Annotated in this window: 18 protein-coding genes; 9 read left to right on the top strand and 9 right to left on the bottom strand. The window is 50.1% G+C overall.

The features are described from left to right. The coding region (locus QM529_06060; GenBank protein MDI9314218.1) for a hypothetical protein at positions 1-286 on the top strand (286 nt) is incomplete at its 5' end. Positions 287-446: 160 nt separating this feature from the next. Here QM529_06060 and QM529_06055 read toward each other — a convergent pair. After that, on the bottom strand, positions 447-608 hold the full coding sequence (locus tag QM529_06055; GenBank protein MDI9314217.1) for a hypothetical protein: 162 nt from the start codon (positions 606-608) through the stop codon (positions 447-449). Positions 609-779: 171 nt separating this feature from the next. Then, positions 780-2,681, bottom strand: coding sequence for an excinuclease ABC subunit UvrC (gene uvrC, locus QM529_06050; protein ID MDI9314216.1), 1,902 nt, complete (start codon positions 2,679-2,681; stop codon positions 780-782). A 203-nt stretch (positions 2,682-2,884) separates the two neighbouring features. On the opposite strand from uvrC, the gene QM529_06045 reads away from it, so the two are divergent. From QM529_06045 to QM529_06030, 4 genes are all read left to right on the top strand, one after another. After that, positions 2,885-3,100, top strand: coding sequence for a hypothetical protein (locus tag QM529_06045; GenBank protein MDI9314215.1), 216 nt, complete (start codon positions 2,885-2,887; stop codon positions 3,098-3,100). A 158-nt stretch (positions 3,101-3,258) separates the two neighbouring features. After that, a complete protein-coding gene (locus QM529_06040) occupies positions 3,259-3,705 on the top strand; it encodes a GNAT family N-acetyltransferase (protein MDI9314214.1) in 447 nt (148 codons plus the stop codon). Positions 3,706-3,763: 58 nt separating this feature from the next. Continuing rightward, positions 3,764-5,644: an extracellular solute-binding protein gene (locus QM529_06035; protein MDI9314213.1), complete on the top strand. Its 1,881-nt coding sequence runs from the start codon at positions 3,764-3,766 to the stop codon at positions 5,642-5,644. A gap of 56 nt (positions 5,645-5,700) precedes the next feature. Continuing rightward, on the top strand, positions 5,701-6,495 hold the full coding sequence (locus QM529_06030) for a thymidylate synthase (GenBank protein ID MDI9314212.1): 795 nt from the start codon (positions 5,701-5,703) through the stop codon (positions 6,493-6,495). A gap of 6 nt (positions 6,496-6,501) precedes the next feature. Here QM529_06030 and QM529_06025 read toward each other — a convergent pair whose 3' ends face one another. Genes QM529_06025 through QM529_06010 form a run of 4 tightly spaced genes read right to left on the bottom strand, consistent with a single transcriptional unit; the run spans position 6,502 to position 10,176 of the window. After that, positions 6,502-8,019 carry a cobyric acid synthase gene (locus QM529_06025; GenBank protein ID MDI9314211.1) on the bottom strand — a complete coding sequence of 506 codons (1,518 nt, stop codon included), beginning with the start codon at positions 8,017-8,019 and terminating at the stop codon, positions 6,502-6,504. Next, a complete protein-coding gene (locus QM529_06020) occupies positions 8,013-8,351 on the bottom strand; it encodes a YraN family protein (GenBank protein ID MDI9314210.1) in 339 nt (112 codons plus the stop codon). Before QM529_06020 ends, QM529_06025 begins: the two co-directional genes overlap by 7 nt. Beyond that, a complete protein-coding gene (rsmI, locus tag QM529_06015) occupies positions 8,351-9,175 on the bottom strand; it encodes a 16S rRNA (cytidine(1402)-2'-O)-methyltransferase (GenBank protein ID MDI9314209.1) in 825 nt (274 codons plus the stop codon). The genes QM529_06020 and rsmI overlap by 1 nt, the downstream gene beginning before the upstream one ends. A 5-nt stretch (positions 9,176-9,180) precedes the next feature. Next, the gene (locus QM529_06010; protein MDI9314208.1) at positions 9,181-10,176 is read right to left on the bottom strand and encodes a hypothetical protein; all 996 of its coding nucleotides are present in this window, start codon (positions 10,174-10,176) and stop codon (positions 9,181-9,183) included. Positions 10,177-10,344: 168 nt separating this feature from the next. Between QM529_06010 and QM529_06005 the strand changes: the two genes are divergently transcribed. Further along, positions 10,345-11,157: an RNA methyltransferase gene (locus QM529_06005; GenBank protein MDI9314207.1), complete on the top strand. Its 813-nt coding sequence runs from the start codon at positions 10,345-10,347 to the stop codon at positions 11,155-11,157. A 46-nt stretch (positions 11,158-11,203) separates the two neighbouring features. On the opposite strand, the gene rmuC is transcribed toward QM529_06005, so the two are convergent. The 3 genes from rmuC to QM529_05990 all read right to left on the bottom strand — a co-directional run bounded on the left by rmuC (position 11,204) and on the right by QM529_05990 (position 13,790). Continuing rightward, positions 11,204-12,289: a DNA recombination protein RmuC gene (gene rmuC, locus QM529_06000; GenBank protein ID MDI9314206.1), complete on the bottom strand. Its 1,086-nt coding sequence runs from the start codon at positions 12,287-12,289 to the stop codon at positions 11,204-11,206. A 15-nt stretch (positions 12,290-12,304) separates the two neighbouring features. Next, positions 12,305-13,051 carry a phosphatase PAP2 family protein gene (locus QM529_05995; GenBank protein MDI9314205.1) on the bottom strand — a complete coding sequence of 249 codons (747 nt, stop codon included), beginning with the start codon at positions 13,049-13,051 and terminating at the stop codon, positions 12,305-12,307. A 64-nt stretch (positions 13,052-13,115) separates the two neighbouring features. Further along, positions 13,116-13,790, bottom strand: a complete 675-nt coding sequence (locus QM529_05990; protein MDI9314204.1) for a hypothetical protein — start codon at positions 13,788-13,790, stop codon at positions 13,116-13,118. 81 nt (positions 13,791-13,871) lie between these two features. Here QM529_05990 and QM529_05985 point away from each other — a divergent pair, with 81 nt between their 5' ends. Genes QM529_05985 through lepA form a run of 3 tightly spaced genes read left to right on the top strand, consistent with a single transcriptional unit; the run spans position 13,872 to position 17,384 of the window. Continuing rightward, positions 13,872-14,891 carry an MlaA family lipoprotein gene (locus tag QM529_05985; protein MDI9314203.1) on the top strand — a complete coding sequence of 340 codons (1,020 nt, stop codon included), beginning with the start codon at positions 13,872-13,874 and terminating at the stop codon, positions 14,889-14,891. A gap of 30 nt (positions 14,892-14,921) precedes the next feature. Then, complete coding sequence (locus QM529_05980; protein MDI9314202.1) at positions 14,922-15,551, top strand: ABC transporter substrate-binding protein; 630 nt, start codon at positions 14,922-14,924, stop codon at positions 15,549-15,551. Positions 15,552-15,593: 42 nt separating this feature from the next. Next, on the top strand, positions 15,594-17,384 hold the full coding sequence (gene lepA / locus QM529_05975) for a translation elongation factor 4 (protein ID MDI9314201.1): 1,791 nt from the start codon (positions 15,594-15,596) through the stop codon (positions 17,382-17,384). Positions 17,385-17,441 lie beyond the last annotated feature (57 nt).

Here is a 17,441-nt window from a genome sequence, read left to right as displayed (position 1 = left end):
TGATGCGAACGACGGCACCGGCCATATTGTGTTCGACGCCGATGGCAAGGACGTGCAATTTAACGCCGGCGCAACCGCGCCCGTCGTTTCGGCGGATGAATTGAATCTATTGGCGGGGAATTTACCATCAGCCCCGGGCCAGGCATGGGACGGCGGGTTTGACCCATCGCACCTGACGGGCACCTTAACGCTACATCTCGACCCGGTTACGCACGCCTCCGCCCTGACCTACGACCAATTCATCGCCCTCATTGGTGGTGATGCGGGTCATATTACGTTCGTGTAGGGATTGGCGACCTCCCTTGTGATACAAGGGGGGGGCTTTGTGGCATCGCTATCTTCTCTGCCTTTTTTTACCCTACGCCAAAAAAATCCCACAGTCAGTCATTCTCGAAATCGTTGCGAGCGATATTGCGTTCAGCAATATCGCAAACCATTCGCAACGATTATCGGGAAACCAATCCTTGGCGTCGCCTTTCACCAAAGTAATAATCATTCGCCAGCGAAGCTGTCATTTTACCAACCAGCGAGACGATGGCTGTTTGGGAGCGAGCAAATTTGAGGCCAAGGATTGGTTTCCCGATAAATTTTTCTATTGTTTTCGCCATGTTGCATTCGCAACATGGCAAGAAAAATTTTCGAGAATGACGGGGGAGTGGCGAACCCACCCGAAAAACATAGTCGCTTGCGCTCCTTGTTTTTCTCCCTCGTCGGCGGCTGAAGCAATGGAGGCAATGTGGCATCGCTATCTTCTCTGCCGTTTTTTCAAAAAAATTTGCTCAGTGGTGAAAGTGGTAGATATGCTCGGCGAGGTCTTTGGAGATTCCTTGCACCTTCATCAAATCGGCGATGCCGGCCGATTGTACCAATTGCGCCGAGCCAAAATGATTGATAAGGGCGCGTTTGCGTTTCGCCCCAATGCCAGGGATATCGTCGAGCGTGGTGCGTTCGATATCTTTTTTACGTTTTTTGCGGTGTGCCATAATGGCGAAGCGGTGTGCCTCGTCGCGCAATCGCTGGATAAAAAATTGTAACGGGTCATCAAGCGCCAAGGCAACCTCGGGCACGGCGGCCGATGGTGCCGGCGGTGGAAAAAAAAGCCGTTCGCGTCCGGCGTTGCGGTCGACGCCCTTGGCAATCGCCATCAACGGCACCTGAGTCGAAAGCCCAAGGTCGGCCAGCACAGCAATCGCCGCCGACAATTGCGGTTTGCCGCCGTCGAGCATGATAAGGTCGGGCAGGGGGGGGCCCTCGTTAATGGCGCGCGACAGGCGACGCGTCAACATTTCGGTCATGAAGGCAATGTCGTCGCCGCCGCCGCGCCGCGCGTCAAAATTAAATAGGCGATAGGATTTTTTATCAAATCCATCGCGGCCATAAACCACCATCGCGCCGACCGGGTTACTGCCCTGCAGGTGGCTGTTGTCGTAAATTTCAATGCGCGATAATTTGTCGCCGGGCATTTGGTTATGTTGTTCGGCCAGGGCGAATAGGGCGGTCAGGTTTTTGCTGGTTTGTGCCTCGTCGGCGGTTTTGCGCATCAACGACCATTTGGCATTTTTTACGGCCTCATCCATTGCCGATTTTTTTATGCCCTTTTGCGGCACGCTGATGGTTACTTTTTTGCCATGGATTTGCGTCAGTGCCAATTCGAGTGTTGCCTGGTCATCGCAAGGGTGGGAGAGGAGGATTTCCGGCGGCGGCGGCATGTCGCGGTAAAATTGGGCAAGGAAGCTAGCCATGATTTCTTTGATATCATCATCGCCATTATCGCCCATGTCGCCGCCAGATGAAATTTTGGGAAAGAAAGCTCGATTGCCGTGGTTTTGGCCGTCGCGGTAAAAAAACAATTGGATGGCAACTTGCTTGTCATTGCCACCGCGGTAAAGGGCGACGATATCGGCCGACAAATTGCCGATGTTGATGGTCTGGCTTTGTTGCAATTTGGTCAGGGCCTGAATGCGGTCTCTTACCTCGGCGGCCTTTTCATAATCGCGCTTGGCGGCGGCTATCGCCATGTCTTTTTCCAGCATGGTTTGCACGTGGCGACTGCCACCCTGCAAAAATTGTTTGGCTGACGCGACGTTTTTTTCGTAAGCGACCTCGCTGATTTTGCCGACGCATGGCGCGGTGCAACGTTTGATATGAAATTGCAAACACGGCCGTTTGCGGTTGGAAAAAATACTATCACTGCAATTGCGCAATTGAAACACCCGTTCCAACACCACCAACGATTCGTTGACCGCGCGGGTCGAGGCATAGGGCCCGAAATAATCGCCCTTGGTTTTTTTTGCGCCGCGGTGTTTTAAAATTTGCGGGAATGGGTGGTCGCGGCGGATAAGCACCATCGGAAAGGATTTGTCATCGCGGAGCAATATATTATAACGCGGTTGCAGTTCCTTGATAAGGTTTGATTCCAACAGCAAGGCCTCGGCCTCGGTATGGGTGATGATAAATTCCATCTTGGCGGTTTCGGCTATCATGCGTTGGATGCGGTTGCCGAGTTTTTGCGGCTTGGTGTAGCTGACCAGGCGTTTTTTTAATTGCTTGGCCTTGCCGACGTAAATAACGTCGTTATCCTTGTTTATCATGCGATAAACGGCTGGCAGGTTTTCCTCGCCGCGTGGCAATTCGTTGCAATAATTCAAAATAACGGCAACGCCGTTTTTAAGGGATGTCATGATTGCCACAAATAGCAAATTCACCACCATAAGCAAAGCAATCCCAAAGCAATCTAATGCCGCGAATCGCCATGGCGATTAACGGGATAATTAAGGGGGTTGATGGAATTACCCCATTGCATTATTCGCATAATAAACATTATGACAAATAAAAAGCGATAAATTAACAACCACCGCCAATCTGTCGCCGATATGCCCTAAGGATGCTTTTTCTTCTTATCCTTATGATGTTTCTTTGTTACACTGCGCGGGTGATTAAATTTATCTTACTGGTGGTTGGCGTCATTACCCTGTTGTGGTTATTTGCCTTTGTAAAAATAATGCTTATCTTTGGCATTATTGCGGTTGGGGCGTTCCTGGTTTATTTGTATTTTGCCAGTGATAAAAAAGACGGCAATAATATAATTAAAAAGAAATAACAGCAAAATTGCCACCATTTGCCATCGCCATATGGCAATATAAATACGGGCGCGTTGCGCGCGCATAAGCCACTATACAAATTTGGGGAAATCTATTAAGATGGCAGTAATTTAGCCTATTATATTTATTTATCTTACCGCACATTTTATTGTCCCTTATGAACGATATTATTATCCGCCCCCTTTCCCCCGGCGATGCAAACGCGTGGCGTGGGTTGTTTCGTGGCTATTGCGAATTTTATAAGGTGGCCTTTTCTGACGATTTGGCCGACCGCGTTTGGCAATGGCTGATGGATGATGGCAAGGACTTCCATGGGTTGGTCGCAACGCAAGTCGATAAATTATTGGGTTTTGCCCATTATCGCTCTTTCCCTAGCTCGCTGACCGGCACCACGGCCTGTTTTTTTGACGACCTGTTTGTTTTGCCCGACACGCGCGGTAAAAAAATTGGCCGGCAATTGATGATGGCGGTCAAGGACGTTGCAAAAAAAAATGGCTGGACGATGGTAACATGGCTAACCGCCGATAACAATTATCGCGCCCGGCCATTGTATGATTCCATCGCCACCCGCACTAGCTGGATAACCTATGAGATGGATGTTTAAGGGGGGGCGTTTTCGCGCCCGGCCACGACGGGCAATAGTTGGTTGGCAATGGCTTACCATGCTTGGGCTTGCCATGCCTGCACCCGCGACGATGATTGTCGCCATGGTTGTCGCCATTAACCTATCATTTGCAATAATCGGTCAGAATCAATTGGCCCGTGCCGCTACCAATGCCGCCGCCAATGATGCCGCAACCAACGCCGCCGATAATTATAATTTTCAACATGGTTATGCCATATTGGGGCAGGTTAAATACCCGAAAGGCTTTGCCCATTTTAAATCGGTTAACCCCAATGCGCCCAAAACCGGTAGCTTGACCTTGGCCTCGGTTGGTTCGTTTGATAGTTTCAACCCCTACCTGCTCCAGGGCATCGCCCCCTCTTCCATCGGCTTGATTTACGATACCCTGATGACCGGTAACGGCGATGACGATGACAAGACATCTCAATATGGCTTGATAGCCGATGGTATTTATGTCAGCCCCGACAAACGCACCATCGCCTTTCACATCAACCCGAAAGCGCGTTTTACCGATGGCGTGGCAATCACCGCCGATGACGTTGTTTGGACATTTAACACGCTTTTGAATTCCACCGATCCATCCTACAAATCATTTTACCGCGATATCGGCGGGGTTCGCGCCGTGGGCAAGCAGGTCGTGATCTTCACCAACAACAACCCCAGCAATCGCAAAATACCAAATATCTTGGGCGGGTTGACGGTGTTGCCCAAGCATTTTTGGCAAGATAAGGATTTTAATAAACCAAGCTTAACCGTGCCATTGGGCAGTGGCCCCTACCGCATCAAGGATTTCGCGCCCGGCGAATATTTGACATACGAATTATTGCCAAATTATTGGGCGCGGGATTTAAACACGCAAATCGGACAAAATAATTACGCCACCATGAAATTTCGATTTTACCGCGATGGCGCAGTCGCCTTCGAGGCCTTTAAGGCCGGCCAGGTTGATATTCATGTCGAAACCATCGCCCGCAAATGGGCCACGGCCTACGACTTGCCGGCGGTTAAAAGCGGCAAGATAATTAAGAAAGAATTTCACCATCGCCGCATGGCACCAATGCAATATATCGCATTTAACTTGCGGAAACCATTGTTCGCCGGCGACGACGGCCGGGCGTTGCGCCATGCCATGCAATTGCTGTGGAATTTTGAATGGGCCAATGACAATTTGATGTATCGCGCCTATACCCGCACCGCGTCGCTGTTTGATAACAGCAAACTGCGCGCCACCGGCAGGCCAAGCGCGGCAGAACTGGATATGTTATTGCCGTTTAAAAAAGATTTGCCACCCGAGGTTTTCGGCGCGGCCTATACCCCACCCGACAATTCGGGGGATAATTTTCGCACCAACATGTTGTTGGCGGTAAAAATTTTGGAGTCTGCCGGTTTTTATTACCAGGGGCAAACCCTATATTCACCCAAAAAAATACCGGTCGAATTTACCATATTGCTGGATAATGGTGCTTTTATTCCCGTGCTGTCGCCGCTGGTGCAATCGGCCAAGCGTATTGGGGCGAGGGTCAATTTGCGCGTCATTGACCCCTCGGTGCTGACACGGCAATTGTTAAATTTTAACTACGATGTTACCATCAACGTGGTTGGCAATCCTGATATGCTGGGCGACGAGCAACGTCTGCTGTGGGGGAGCGAGGCCGCCAAGCAAATGGGTAGCCCCAACCTGGCCGGCGTGCAATCCCCCGCGCTGGATGCCGTTATTGATAAATTGACAAGGGCGCAAAACGAACAAGAAATGTTGACCGCCGCCCACGCGATGGACCGCATTATCATGTGGGGTTATTATTTTATCCCGATGTATCATGGCGAATATGACCGCGTTGCCTATTGGAACAAATTGCTTTGCCCCACCACCGCCACCAACGGGTTTAACATGATGGCTTGCTGGGTGAGCAAGCCTTAAAAAAAACATGCAGATTATTTTGCATTGTTGGCAGAATCAAGATAAAATATAATAAGATGAAACAATATCTTGATTTGCTCGACGACATAATAAAAACCGGTCATAAAAAAAACAACCGCACCGGCGTTGGCACCCTGTCATTATTTGGCAGGCAATTGCGGTTTGATTTGAAAAATGGCTTTCCCTTAATAACAACAAAAAAACTCCATTGGCCGTCCATTGTTCATGAATTATTATGGTTTTTGCGCGGCGACGACAATATTAATTATTTAAAAAAACACAACATCACCATTTGGGATGAATGGGCGGATAAAGATGGCAACCTGGGCCCGGTTTACGGCAAGCAATGGCGCGCCTGGCGCGATGCCGACGGCGTGGCGCACGACCAAATCAGCACCATCTTAAACCAGTTAAAAAACGACCCCGATTCGCGGCGCATTATTTTATCGGCCTGGAACGTAGGCGACATTGGCAAAATGAAATTGCCGCCATGCCATTTACTTTGTCAATTTTACGTGGTGAATAAAAAATTATCTTGTCATTTATACATGCGGAGCGCGGATTATTTTTTGGGCGTGCCCTTTAACATTGCGTCCTACAGCCTGTTGACCTTCATGCTGGCGCAGGTTTCCGACCTGACCCCTGATGAGCTGATTATCAGTTTTGGCGATGTGCATATTTACAACAACCACCTGGCGCAGGCGACAACCCAATTGGCACGCGCCCCCAGGCCACTGCCGCGTTTAATGCTAAACCCGGATATTAATGATATATTTCAATTTACGTTCGACGATATTGCGGTGCTGGGCTATGACCCATTCCCGGGGATAAAGGCACCAATTGCGGTGTAGCGTCGTTTATTTTATCAGCGAGAAAATTTTATCGATAGCCAAATAGTCGCCCAAAAAATTGGCCCAATCATCCATCGCCCGCGCCAGGTCGCTGTTGTAAACCGGTTGGTGTTTTAACGCAATGCCAGCCTGCGCCAGCAATTTTACCAAAAATTCATGGTTGTGCAATAAACCATGCAGGTAACTGCCGATGACTTTTTTATCTGCCCTTACCATGCCATCGATATGGTTGTTGTTTATTTTTAATAATGGTTGAACGTCTTCCCCGGGCAATTGCTGGCTAACCCCAGCGTGGATTTCATAACCCCGCACCCGCGTGCCGAACATGGTTTCCTGCGCGGTTGTTTCAGTAACTTGTTTTTCCTTTTCCAATATGGTGCGCAGTGGCAACAGGTTTAGGGCATCCATCGCTGTCCCCGCCACCCCCTCGACACCATGGGGGTCGGCAATGCTGGCCCCCAGCATCTGATACCCGCCGCACAGGCCAATCACCATGCCGCCCGCTTGGTGATGCTGAAGAATTATTTTATCAAAACCATGTTGCCGCAAAAATGCCAAATCGGCCATGGTGTTCTTGCTCCCCGGCAGGACGATAATTTTCACGCCGGCCGGCAAGGGTTGCCCGGGTTGGATAATACCCAGACCATAACCATTGGCATTTAACAAATGGCGTAGCGGCGCGACATCGTCGCTTTGCGCCATATGCGGGGTTTTAAAAACAGCGGCTAAAGTCGGGAAGTCATCGGCCGGTTGCGCCGAAAAACTTAAGGAATCCTCGTCAGGAAACAAATGCGCCCGTTCAAAAAATGGCACCATCCCCAAGGCCGGCCAGCCGGTTTTTTTGCTGATGAATTTTAATCCGTCATCGAACAATGTTGCGTCGCCGCGAAATTTGTTGATGATGAAGCCTTTGATATATTGCCTATCCCTGCGCGATAAAACGCTGTGCGTGCCGACGACCGACGCCACCACGCCGCCGCGGTCGATATCCCCCACCAACAACACCGGGCATTGCGCCACCGTGGCAAAACCCATGTTGGCCATGTCATCGGCGCGCAGGTTCACCTCCGCCGGACTCCCCGCCCCCTCGACAATAATAACATCATATTGTTGTTGCAACAGCTTATAACTGGCGAAAATTTTTTTCATCAGCTCGGGTTTCATCGCGTAATAATCACGCGCCGTGATATTGCCCATCACCCGCCCCTGCACCACCAATTGCGATAAATTATTGCCCAGCGGTTTCAACAACACCGGGTTAAAATGATGACTGGGCGGCAGGTTGCAAGCCATCGCCTGCAACGCTTGGGCGCGACCAATTTCGCCGCCATCGACCGCGACCATCGCGTTGTTCGACATGTTTTGTGGTTTGAACGGCGCAACCCGCAGGCCGCGATTGGCCAAGATTCGGCACAACCCCATGGCAATCAACGATTTACCGGCCGACGACGCCGTGCCCTGAATCATCAGCGCGCCATTTATATTGCCCGCCTTAGCACGTGGCGATTTTGTTTTTTTTACCATAGGTTTTTATAATGTATCGGTCGGCGGTTAAAGGAAAAAACAATTCCATCCAATTGCCCCAATTGATAACCAAACCGCCTCATGCAAAATTGCAGGGCGCGGCGCAACCTTGCTTCCTGCGCCCTGGTGATAACCGGTTCATTGTCCCAACGGCTTCTGAATTTTACCTCGACGACAATCAACACATTATTTTTTCGGCACAGCCAATCGATTTCGGCAAATGGGGTTGGGTAACGCCATTGTTGCGGCACGTAACCGCGCGTCAGCAAATAGACCATAGCCAACCATTCGGCTATCACCCCCTTTATCGCATTATGTTTTTTGTCTTTCATTATTTTTTCCAAATTTTTAGGGCAATATCATAAAGCCGATTATGGCTTTCGCGGGTTAAGGCGATGGTTTTGGTCAGGGCGTCGCGCATCGATAAGTTTTTTTCTTTGTATAATGTAAGGAGCTCTTTTGCCACCGTCTGTTGCTCCTCCTCCGCCATTTCCGCCAAGACCAACACCATTTCGCCGCGCCAATTTTTTTTATGTTGGCAGGTCGCCAATAATTGGGCGAGGGGTCGCGTGATATATTCCTCATGAATTTTTGTCATTTCCCGCGCCAGGCAGGCCAATCGCTCGGGGTAGGCTGTCGCCAATTCGCTGAGGTAAGTTTCGGCCTTATGCGGCGGCAAAAAAATCACCGCACAACCAAGGCCGGGCCGGCTGACCGCTTGCCAAAAATCGGCGCGCGCGCTTGTTTTTGGTGGGGGAAAACCAAAGAACGAAAAAACATTCATCGGCAGGCCGCTGGCCACCAGCGCGGTTAAAACCGCCGACGCGCCGGGCACCGGCACAATTTTTATACCGGCCGCCGATGCCACCCGCACCAGCGGGAACCCCGGGTCAGAAACCAACGGCGTGCCGCCGTCGCTTATCATGGCGATGTTTTTATTAGCTTGCAATTGCGCCATGATGCTGGCGATGGCATTTTTTTCATTATGGTCATTGACCTGCATGGTTTTTTTGCGCAGGCCATAATGGGCAAATAATTTTTGCGAATGGCGCGGGTTTTCGCACAACACCAAATCGGCGTCGCGCAACAGGGCCAGGGCGCGCGGCGTCAAGTCATCCAAATTTCCAATCGGCGTGGCAACAAGATAAAGCGGCATGGCGATTATTCGGTTTGATAAATAGCATAAAGGGCCTGCGGGATATAAAAACCGCGGGCTTCCTCGGTCAGGGATAATTCGCCGAAGGTGGTTTTTGCCGCGCGGCCATTGTCGATGTTGTTGTCGCGAAACGCCTGCTGTAGTGCGCGCGCCAGGCTGTAACAACTGGCGCGAATGGCGTAGGCGGTTAAAAACACCGCGCCGGGTTGATTTGGCGTTAATAACTTTGGCAGGAGCGAGAGAAGCTCCGGCAGGTTTTGCCAAATATCCCACCCCTCCCCCTTTGGCCCACGGCCAAATTTTGGCGGGTCGAGCAAAATCAAATTATAGGTTTTGCCACGGCGAATGTCGCGATGCGCAAAATCGATGGCGTCGTCGATAAGCAACTTGACGCCCTTGTCGCGGCTGATATTTTCCTCGGCGTAAAGAATTGCTTTTTTCGACGCATCGACATGGGTAACCGCCGCGCCATGATTGGCCAGCAACAACGACGCCATGCCCGAATAGGCAAATAAATTCAGCGCGGTTGGCGCGGGGGATTTTGGCAATTGTTCGCAGAGGCGTATCATCTCGGGCCAGAGCAAGGCTTGCTCCGGAAAAAAACCATAATGGCGAAACGGCGTCAGCCGCGCCAGCAACGGCACGCCAAAATGGTCGACCGCCCATTTATCCGCCATTTGTTTTGCGACATGCCATTTGCCAAAATTGTCGGGGTTGCCTGATTCGCTGTCGGCCCTGAAAGTTTGGCTGTCTTTTTTTTGCGCGCTGGTGACAAATTCGGCGGTGATATCGCGCCAATTATTTGGGTCAGCCGGTTGCCACAGGGCTTGGGGTTCGGGCCGGATAAATTTTTGACCACCAAGTCTTTCTAATTTTTGACCATCGCCGCTGTCGACCAGGGTGAAGGACGGGCTGTTGCGCAATGCCCGTGGTTGGTAAAAAAAATCGGCCGCGATAGGCATGGCCGGAAAATCCTGGTGGTTGAGATTGAAATCTGGCATAGGGGTTTATGATTCGTGATGGTAAGAAAAGCAGATGGCAGTGATAAGCAATTTGTGATAGAAAACCTATAGGCAAAAAATCGGCAAAAAACAAATAGCCAGAAGACCAAAAAAAACTTACCAACCGCATCAAATTGGCCAATCATGTTATCGGCAATGTCTCCCAAAATGTCGCAAAAAATGTCAACCAACCCGCCAGCCATTACCAGCGCGCAGAATGAAAAGATAAAATTTCTGACGGCATTGCGCTTGAAAAAAAATCGCCAGGCCCATGGCTGTTTCTTGCTCGAGGGGGTTCAGGCGATTATCGACGCCGCCAATGCCAATCGCGCCATCAAACAAATTTTTTACACAACACACGCGATGCAGGTTGTTACCTTTGCCGATATTGTCGCGCGTCAGCCGAAATGTTTTTTGTTGGATGATAAGGTGGCGTTAAAGGTTTCTCAGCGTGATAACCCCCTCACCGCCTTTGCCGTGGTCGAAACCTGGGAAAAAAATATCGATGATTTGTCGGTCACGCCCAATGGGCTTTATTTGGCTATCGACCGCGGACGCGACCCCGGCAATTTGGGAACGATGGTGCGTGGCCTGGTGGCCTTTGCTGGCGGTGGTGCGGCGGTTATTTTAATCGGCGACTCGGTCGATTTTTTTTCGCCTGAGGTCGCCCGCGCATCGATGGGTGCCATCAACCATTGCGCGGTTTATTGCGCCACCGAACCTGAATTCTTAGCCTGGTGCAACAAAAATAAGGGGGGTATTCATATCACCGCCACCGTGCCGCGCGGCGGGGTTGATTGCCGCACCCTGCCCTACCCTCGGCCACAAATGATTTTGCTCGGCAACGAACAGCAGGGTTTAAGCGCAGGCCTGCAATCCATCGCCCATGACCGCGCCACAATAAACATGGTCGGGGCGGTCGAATCGCTTAACCTTGCCATGGCGGCCAGCATCATGATGTTTGTCGCCACCCAAAAATAATGGTTATTTTATTTTTGGGTAATCGATGCGATATATCATTCACGACTCATTCCTCAGGCAACAGATTATCGGGAATATTTTTGCTGGCGTTGGCGCCCATTTTTTTCAATTTTTCACTTTGGCTGGTCAGGCTCCCCTTGCCGGTTGAAAGTTTTTTTAACGATTGGTCGTAGGAATCCTTCGCGCGGTCAAGGTTGCTGCCCACCGCCTGCAAATCCTCGACAAAGCCAACAAATTTATCATACAAACTGCCGGCCTGGCGCGCAATTTCCTTGGCGTTTTTATTCTGCGCCTCCTGTTGCCACAGGGTGGCAATGGTGCGCAGGACGAAAATAAAACTGCTCGGGCTGGCGAGCAGGATATTCCGCCGCCATGCCTCCTCCCACAGGTTCACATCTTGCTCGATGGCGGCGATGTAGGCTGGCTCGATAGGCACAAACATCACCACGAAATCCAGGCTGTTGAGTTCGGGGATTTGATGATAATTTTTCTCCGATAGGTCCTTGATATGTTTCCGCACCGCCGCCACGTGACGCAACAACGACGATTGTTTTTCAACCTCGTCCCCACCATTGACGAATCGCTCGTAATCGGCCAGCGACAATTTGGCGTCGATAATCAAATGTTTTTTGTCGGGCAATAACAACACGACATCGGGGCGAAATTGCTTGCCGCTAAGGTTATAACTCGGCTGGCTGAGGTAACCCACCCCCTCCTGTAGGCCAGAATTTTCCAACAACCGCGCCAACACCAACTCCCCCCAATTGCCCGACGTCTTGCCACTGCTGGTCAGGGCACGGGTCAGGTTGCTGGCGTCTTGCGATATTTGGCGGATTTGCTCCTGGAGGATGTTTCGCTCCAGGCTGGCATCGCGCGATATTTTTTCGATTTGGCCACGAAATTCGGTGATGTTTTCGCGGAACGGGTTGATGATGGTGCCGATTGAATCGATGTTTTTTTGCCGCTGGTCGTCTAAAATATCATAGGCTATCGATTTAAATTGGTTGCGCAATTCATCGACAAAATTGCTTGAAACCTCCTGTTGATGGGTGCTTTTTCTGATAAACCAGCCAGCCAACAAACCACACAGGAGACCGGCGACAAAAATCAGCACTGGGAAAATATCATTCATTTTCCCACCATAGCACTAATCGCCAATTTTAATAAAGTTTTTCCAAAACCACGCCGAAAGATAAGCCATCAGCAAGCCGATGCCGCTACCAATCACGATGTCAGAAAAATAATGGTTGAGCGTGATAAGCCGTTGCACCATGATAAGACCACCAACCGCGAAAACATATTTGTTATAGGCGGCCTTGGGGTTAAGGTAATAAAGCGTCAGGCAAACCGCCATGGCGGTGGTGGCATGGCCCGAGGGAAAGGAAGCCAATTTATTATAGCCGCCTTGCAAAAATTGCACGCTGTAGAAGCTAATCTCGCTATCGGGGGTTACATTATATGGCCGATAGCGACCGACCACGGTTTTTAAAATATTAACGATGATATTGGCCGAAAAAACCGCCAAAAAAATTCGCCCCGAATAACGCACCCATTGCTGGCGAAGTTTATGCCCCTTCTTCAAATACAAAAAGAACGATGACGCTATCAATACCATGCCCGCGCCGCTAACCCAATTCTTGGCGCGGCCGATTTCATCAAGAGTGTAAAGCAAAAAAGACTGGCGGTTTTTGGTCAACCATTCGACGCTTTTAATACCATCAGCCAAAAATTTATCGACCAGAAAAAAACTTGCGATACCGGCCAGCAAAAAAATAATTGCGTATTTTTGCAACATGGCGCTGTCTAACCTCAACGGCCCTGATTTATGCGCCGCCGATTTCACGGCGTCAGATTTTTTGCCGGCTTTTATCGCGCTGGATATTTTTTTTGTCATTTTATTTTTCATCACGAGCTCCTGTTTGATAATTCCTTTTATCCCCAGCTATTACCGCAAGATTCTACTTTTTAGCAAGCTGTTCTTTTGCTGGTTTTTTAACCACCCGCCCATAATAATCCCACAGCATCAGCGCGACCACCGAGCGATAAGGAGTCCAGGCAAGCGACGCCTTTTCCAATTCCTTGGGCGTTGGGCGTTTTTTCAATTGGTAAAGATGTTGATGCGCCAATTGCAATGCCAAATCGCCCTTTGGGAAAACATCGACCCGGCCAAGCGAAAAAAGCGCAAAAATCTCCCCCGACCATTCGCCAAAACCTTTCTGCGCCACAATATGGGCAATGATTTCCTGGGTCGAAATTTTTTTTAAATTGTGGGGTTGAAAAATACCATCAAGCGTCGCCTGCGCCAACAGCTGTATCCGTTCAATTTTTTGCCGTGATAGGCCGGCACCACGCAATGCCTCGGGCGAATGACGCAAAATATTTTCGGGGGTGACCTCCCCCACCAAGGATAAAAACTTTTTTATAATGCTGGCGGCGGCGGCCGCGCTTATCTGTTGGCTGATTAAGATATTGGCAAAACTGGCAAAGCCGATATATTCCCGTTTGGCCGGGGTTGGCGGGCCAACCAACGATAGTAGTTTTTTAACCCGCCGGTCACGCTTCGCCAATAAACTGCATGATTTTTTGACAAATTCTTTGTCATGCAATAAAAAATTCTTATTATGTTCATCCATTTTATCTTTTTATAGACTAAAGAGGTAAATTGCAAAGCTTTTCAAAACGTGATAATTAAACAATATAGCCCAAGCATAAAAATGAAAGATTTTGGCCGTTTCCTTCGCCACCTGCTGGCGTGTCTTATATTGTGTCTGTTGTTGCAACCGGTGCTACAGGTGGCTAACGCGCAAACCATGAGCCAAACCAATAATGCCGATGAATCGCCGGTCGCGCCATCACCTTTGAAAGCCAATTTTACCAAACCGACCATTTTGCCGCTCCCTGCCAGTTCGCTTTTCCCGACCCCGCGCCCCGCCCAAGCCAACGCGTCGGCGGTTGTTCCTGCCAATCCGGACGCCAAGTCAAATATCAAAGCACCGCCGCCAATCCCCGCCAAGGAGACGGCCAACACCAACCAACAAAACAGCTATAATTCTAGCGACAGCGACGCCGCGCTGAGTAATTTGTTCGAAGATGCGGAAGTAGCCGCCGCCCCCGACCCCAACGAAGGTCGCAATCGCCAATTGCTTGATTTTAATATCTTCCTCGACCGCGCCTTTTTAAAACCAATATCGACCGTGGTGGTGGCGGTCTTGCCGTCACCAGTGGCGCAGATTATGCGTAATATTTTAAGCAACATGCAGGAACCAAGCAAATTCGTTTTCTTAACCCTCAGCGGGCATTTTACCGATAGCTTGTTAACCCTGTCGCGTTTTACCATCAACACCACCCTTGGTATCGGCGGCGCGTTTGACCCGGCCAGTTCCTTCACCCCCGCCCTCCGCACCAAGGACACCAGTGCCGATTTAATGTTGGCCAGTTGGGGCGTGCCAATCGGCGATTACAACGTGGCGTTCTTTAGCGGGCCGAGCAGTAAACGCGCCGGCCTTGCCGGTTCCCTCGAATCGATTATCAACCCGGCGAGCATTGCTTTAAGCTTGCTCTTTCCCGCCGAAGATTCTATTATCAGGGCAAGCATGTTGGGGGCGTCGGCCACGTTAAATCGGCCGGCCGCGCTTGATAGCATCGCTGACTTTGCAGATCCTTACGCCGTGGCACGTTCGGTTTATTGGCAAAATTATCAACAACGCGAAAAAAACTATATCAACAAAAAATAAATATAAAAAAATAATTTTTAGGATAAAAAAATGAAAAAAATTGCTCTCTCGATGATGGTCGCCTTTGGTATTTTTGTTGCCGCTTTTAATCAGCCCGCGCTGGCGCAAAGCAAAAGCCAGGACGAAGTGAAAGTCTTCATGCTGGGTTTAAGCAAAACCGTGGTCGGCTTGGTGCGTTCCAACCTGCCCGACGCCGAATATAATAAAAAAATGAGTGGGTTGGTTGACAAACATGCCGCCTATGACCAGGCCTCGGCCTTTGTCTTGGGGCAATATAATCGCCAATTAAACGATGACGACCGCAAGCGGTTCAAGGTCGCCTTGATAGATTACTTTCATATTTTCTTTGCCCGCCAATTTAAAAATTATAAAGGCCAAGAAACCGTGGTTGATAGCGTTGATGTTGGTAGCAACGATATCTATACCGCGCATGTAACATTTGCGCCCGCCGCTGGCTCGAACACCCCTGCCCTGAAAACCTCTTGGCGGTTGTGGTGGCATAATGGCGATTTCCGCGTGATGGATATTGTTGTCAATAATATATCGATGATAGCGGTGATGCGTTCTGAAATTACCTCCATCATGGGGCAAAGCAACGGCGATATCAATCAGCTGATTGCCCGCCTGCATGAACGCGCCTTGACCGTGCCGGTTAAGTAATGGCGCGCGCTGTTTTTTTGTTTTGAGGAATTTTTAAAAAACATGCGCGATAATATCAGAAATTTTGCCATCATCGCTCATATCGATCATGGCAAATCGACCCTGGCCGACCGGTTGATAGAAATGACCGGAACCCTTTCCAGCCGCGAGATGAAGGAGCAAATCCTGGATTCGATGGATTTGGAACGGGAGCGCGGCATCACCATCAAATCGCAAACCGTGCGTTTGAATTACAAGGCCAAGGACGGCAAGGATTATATCCTAAATCTTATCGATACCCCTGGGCATGTTGATTTTTCTTACGAGGTATCGCGTGCCCTGGCGGCTTGCGAGGGATGTTTGCTGGTGGTTGACGCATCGCAAGGGGTCGAGGCGCAAACCCTGGCCAATGTTTATTTGGCGTTGGAAAATGATTTGGAAATCGTGCCGGTGCTGAATAAGGTTGATTTGCCCGCCGCCAATGTGGCGCGGGTCAAGGAGCAAATCGAAAACGTGGTCGGCCTGCCGTGCGATAACGCCATCGAAATTTCGGCCAAAAGCGGCATGGGAATTGATAAGGTGTTGGAGGCTATCGTCGAGCGATTGCCGCCGCCCAAGGAATCGGGGGTTAAGGAAACCCGCGCCTTGCTTATCGATAGTTGGTATAATAGCTACCTCGGCGTTATGTTGTTGGTGCGGGTGTTCGACGGCAAATTGGCCATTGGGCAAAAATTTCGCTTGATGGAAACCGGTGCCAGCCACGATATCGAACGGCTGGGCGTGATGAAGCCAAAATTGGTCGATGTTAAGGAATTGTCGGCCGGCGAGGTCGGGGTTATTATCAGCGGTATAAAACAAATTTCGGATTGCAAGGTTGGCGACACCGTAACCGACGACCGCAAACCCGCCACCACCGCCCTGCCCGGGTTTCGCCCGTCGGAACCCGTGGTGTTTTGCGGTATTTTCCCCGCCGACCCGTCGGATTACAACGAATTAAGGGATTCGATGGAAAAATTATCGCTCAATGACGCCAGTTTTCAATTCGAACCCGAAACATCGGCCGCGTTGGGGTTTGGTTTTCGCTCGGGGTTTTTGGGCCTGTTGCATTTGGAAATTATTCAGGAACGTCTGCGCCGCGAATTCAACATGGATATTATTTCTACCGCGCCATCGGTTATTTATAAATTGGCATTGACCGACGGCACCGAAAAGGAATTGCATAACCCGGCCGACATGCCCGAACCCCATTTAATCACGGCGATAAAAGAACCATGGATTAAGGCCACCATTTTGGTGCCCGACGAATATTTGGGCGGCGTGTTATCATTATGCACCGAACGGCGCGGCGTGCAAAAAAACTTAACCTACGTCGGCACGCGGGCGATGTTGATTTACGAATTGCCGTTAAACGAAACGGTGTTCGATTTTCACGACCGGTTAAAATCTATCTCGCGCGGTTATGCGTCTTTCGATTACGAATTGATTGATTACAAGGAAAGCGATTTGGTCAAGGTGATGATTCTTATCAACGCCGAACCGGTCGATGCCCTGGCCATGATATTGCACCGCGCGTCTGCCGAAACCCGTGGCCGCGCCATTTGCGAAAAATTAAAGGAAGTCATCCCCCGCCAATTATTTCAGGTGCCATTGCAGGCCGCCATTGGTGGCCGGATTATCGCCCGCGAAACAATTCCGGCGGTGCGCAAAGACGTGTTGGCCAAATGTTACGGCGGCGACGTAAGCCGCAAAAAGAAATTGTTGGAAAAGCAAAAGGAGGGCAAAAAACGCCTGCGCCAATTTGGCAAGGTCGAAATCCCCCACAGCGCGTTTTTGGAAGTTTTGAAACGCGACTAGGCCATTATGTTCGCCCTATCGCTGACGCTACTTGAGGGCATTATGTTCGCCCTATCG

This window comes from Hydrotalea sp., assembly GCA_030054115.1.
Taxonomy (GTDB): Bacteria; Pseudomonadota; Alphaproteobacteria; order JASGCL01; family JASGCL01; genus JASGCL01.
This window is presented reverse-complemented; position numbering and strand designations above follow the sequence as displayed.